This is a genomic window from Janthinobacterium sp. GW460-12-1-14-LB5, from assembly GCF_059423585.1.
Window position 1 is genome coordinate 44846 of sequence record NZ_JBWKYD010000036.1, and the last position, 3392, is coordinate 48237.

Here is a 3392-nt window from a genome sequence, read left to right on the forward strand (position 1 = left end):
CGCCCCCCCCCCCCGCTGCCATATGCAGCCTACAGGCTCTTGCTCATGAAGACCCGGCTCGTCCCTTCGGGGCTGCAGGCAATCTCGCCGAAGCGGCGCCAGCCGCGGCGCTCGTAAAATTCGGGCGCCTGGAAACTGATGGTGTACAGCACCGCCGAGCCGCAGCCGCGCCGGCGTCCTTCCTCTTCGAATTGCGCCAGTACCTGGCTGCCCAGGCCCAGCCCCCGCAAGGTGGCGGGCAAATAAAACAAATCGAGAAACAGCAAACCCAGCGAGGTCCGGCCCATGGCGCCGCCCAGCACGCGCTGGCTGTTGCGGTCGCGCACGACCACGCTCAATACCTGCCTGTCGCTATAGCCGGTGATGGCATCGTTATAGGCGTTCAAGCCGTCGAGGATGGTTTGCTCGACTTCCGCGTCGATCGTGGCGCTGACGGAAATGGTGTAGGGCAAGGCGTGGTGCGGGTTGGCGGGCATGGCGGACAGGAAATGGTCGATAACTGTATGAATATACAGTATTTTGACTAATTTTGCCCGGCTTGTTGCGGCAACGTCAATGTTTCCATGCGGCGCATACCCACCATGCCGCTCTGCTGGCTATCATCGAGCGACCAGTATTCGAGCGCATACGCATAGCTGCCATCGATGATGGTCAGCGATTCCTTCTGGCGTCCGTTGGGCGCCTTGTAATACAGGCGCCGCGCCGGCCTGCCATCGACCGTGTGGCTGAAGGCCTGCGGGCTCAGGGTGACGCGCTTGCCCGCCTTGCCCGCCATCGACATCGCCGTGATCGTCACGTAAGCCCGCTCCGGGCAGCGGGCCAGCAGGTGCGCGCCGCTCAGGACGGCAGGCTGCGTCCGGTCCAGCGGGAAACCGAACGGATGCACGCCGACGATATCGCGGCACCCCATCTGTTGCGCCAGGGCCGTCAATACCGCCGGGTCGAGCGCGCTGCTCCAGTGCTTTTCGGCGCTTTGCGCCTGGCCCAGCGCCAGGCGGCGTTCCAGTTCTGCCAGCGAAATGTCGCTGGGCACGGGCAGCGGCGCGGGCGCGCCGGGATCGGCGGCGCTGGACGTTTCCGCTTGCATGCGCGAGGCAACCGAGTGGCTGCTCCCGGCTGTGCCATCGAGGGCGTGGGCGCAGGGCGCGGCGCCGGCAAGGCCGAGTGCCATGGCAAGTATAAAAGCATTTTTTGGGAGCATACAGCCTCGTGGGGTTGAGCTGGCGCGTCAATTAGTTCTGTACCGCAGCAAGGATTGAGATTATATGCATTCTGGCATTGATGAAGTAAGTGGCGCGTACGATATGGAGTTAGTAGTTTGCATTTATATTTTTTCAACAAAAGACCAGTACTGTTTTTGTTTGTTCTCCGGATGAACGCTGTCGTCGACAAAAAATTTATTGCCAATTGCCATTGCTCATCTCATGTGTCGGCCAATCTGAGCCAGGCTGCACGTGATGGATCGGTAGATGAGTGGCATATTATTTCCCATCTCCGTGCCAATCCACGGCGGTGCCAATATCAAGATTGTGGTTGATAGCGATCGTGCTTGGGCTTGCCAGATGTATCAATTTGAGCGTGTTGCACTTAAATTTCGGAAATAAGCATTTTTTATGTGGGGCGGGATATTTGCGATCGTGGTATTGAACTTCTAAAAATACCATTAGAATGGCGCTCTAAGCGTCGAGAGGGATTCTTGCCTCAAGAATAATGCATTTTGGTTAAAGAGGAGTAAATTTAATGAAGGATGGAGCAAGTTTTGAAAGCTATGTTCACTTTGTGTATCAATCCATCTTGAATCTTAGAGGCGAACGCATCCAGGTTTCAAAAAATACGAAATTTAGAATAAGTGAGCGTGAGTCCTATGAGATCGATATTTACTATGAATTCCTTCATGCGGGAGTGCGGCATCGCGTCGCGATTGAATGTAAGGATTGGAATAAGCCTGTTGATCAGGGACAGGTCTTGCTTTTTCATCAGAAAATAAAAAATATTGGTGACGAGTTGGTGGGTGTTTTTATATCACGGAAAGGGTATCAATCCGGGGCAATTGAAGTTGGGGATCGGCATGGAATTCTCATGCTCAAAGAGCAAGATCTTCCAACGCTTGGACAGTTGCTTGGACAAAGGATCTTGGCCGCGTTTATTCCTGAGGAAAACTGCATGGGGGAGCCATTCTGGTACATTGCCGTACTTGATAAACGCGAGCAAGCTCCAGGTGGTGACTTCTATGCCTTTCCTGAAACTTTCCCCGTAAAGCTGCCATTGTTTATTTCAAAGAAACATGCCGAAGATTATTTGGAGTTTCTCCCTAATAAGAATGAACTAAAAGTCTACGGTATGCCGCAATATAAGTTGCGGGGTTTCCTTGCCGCCGCCTTATTGCGCAACATGCCAATTGGACTTGTCATAGATCCTCCGGAGGCTGATGGCAAGCTGTTGCTACATGCAACCGATGCAGAAAGCATCAACCGTGACTTTTTAATGGAGCCTATCATACGGCCAGCAGAGTCCAAGGGACTTCATCGATGGCTTGCGATGTTGCGCCGCAATCGCCGCTAAGCTTTTCTTTCTTTATTATTGCCTGAATTCTTCGATTTCGACAGGGGTGTGCATTGATTACGTGCGGCATTCATTTATTGAAGTTGAAAGATAGGAGTCAGGCCAGCTTTTTGTTGTTGTGATCGCTCCTGTCCTTGTCTCACGCCCTCAGCCACCTACCTCCCGGCCATCGCCGACGCAATCTCGATAGAACTCAGCTTCCAGCCCCACACGCCATGGCGCAGCAGGACCAGCGCGCCTTGTTGCGCATCGCCATCCTTGGCGCGCACGATGAAGGTGTTCACGCCGGCATAGCCTGCCGAATAATCGGCCTTTTTCCGCGCGCCCTCGGCCGGGGCATCGGCATCCGCATCCGTTTGCGGGCTGACGGCGCTCTTGTTGACGAGGGCGACGACGCCGGCGGGCGAGACCATGGCGTCGACCATCTTGCCCAGCATGGCGCTGGCGACCCTTTGCCCCAGGGCGGCCAGCGGATTGTCGCTGCCTGCTGTCACCGCAATGCTGCGGGCCATGCCGGCTTCCAGCTGCGTCTTGACGCTGGCGCGCAGGGCGGGGAAGTCCACGTGTGCGGCCAGCGCCTCGGCGTTGCGCTCGGCCAGCGCGGTCTTGATCTGGTGCAAGGCGTAGTACGGCGACGCGTAGACGGTGGCGGCCAGGGCAATGGCGGCCGCGACGGCGGCGATGGTAGTTTTTTTCAAGTGATGCCTGTGCGGTGGTAAGTGATGGGGGCGCCGTGCCATTTTACTGCGTGCATGGCGGCGCGGGGCCATGATGGCCTGTGCTGCGGACACGGTTGTGTCGCAGGGCGTTATCGGGGGGGGGGGGCAAGC

4 protein-coding genes are annotated in these 3392 nt (G+C 56.3%); 1 reads left to right on the plus strand and 3 read right to left on the minus strand.

What is annotated here, in order from left to right; translation table 11 throughout:
• Positions 1–29: 29 nt before the first annotated feature.
• Positions 30–476 carry a GNAT family N-acetyltransferase gene (locus AC07X6_RS26620; protein ID WP_494792942.1) on the minus strand — a complete coding sequence of 149 codons (447 nt, stop codon included), beginning with the start codon at positions 474–476 and terminating at the stop codon, positions 30–32.
• 47 nt (positions 477–523) lie between these two features.
• A complete protein-coding gene (locus AC07X6_RS26625; RefSeq protein ID WP_230537579.1) occupies positions 524–1171 on the minus strand; it encodes a hypothetical protein in 648 nt (215 codons plus the stop codon).
• A 569-nt stretch (positions 1172–1740) separates the two neighbouring features.
• Between AC07X6_RS26625 and AC07X6_RS26630 the strand changes: the two genes are divergently transcribed.
• Positions 1741–2562: a restriction endonuclease gene (locus tag AC07X6_RS26630; protein WP_494792943.1), complete on the plus strand. Its 822-nt coding sequence runs from the start codon at positions 1741–1743 to the stop codon at positions 2560–2562.
• 155 nt (positions 2563–2717) lie between these two features.
• On the opposite strand, the gene AC07X6_RS26635 is transcribed toward AC07X6_RS26630, so the two are convergent.
• Positions 2718–3260 carry a DUF2939 domain-containing protein gene (locus AC07X6_RS26635; RefSeq protein ID WP_494792944.1) on the minus strand — a complete coding sequence of 181 codons (543 nt, stop codon included), beginning with the start codon at positions 3258–3260 and terminating at the stop codon, positions 2718–2720.
• Positions 3261–3392 lie beyond the last annotated feature (132 nt).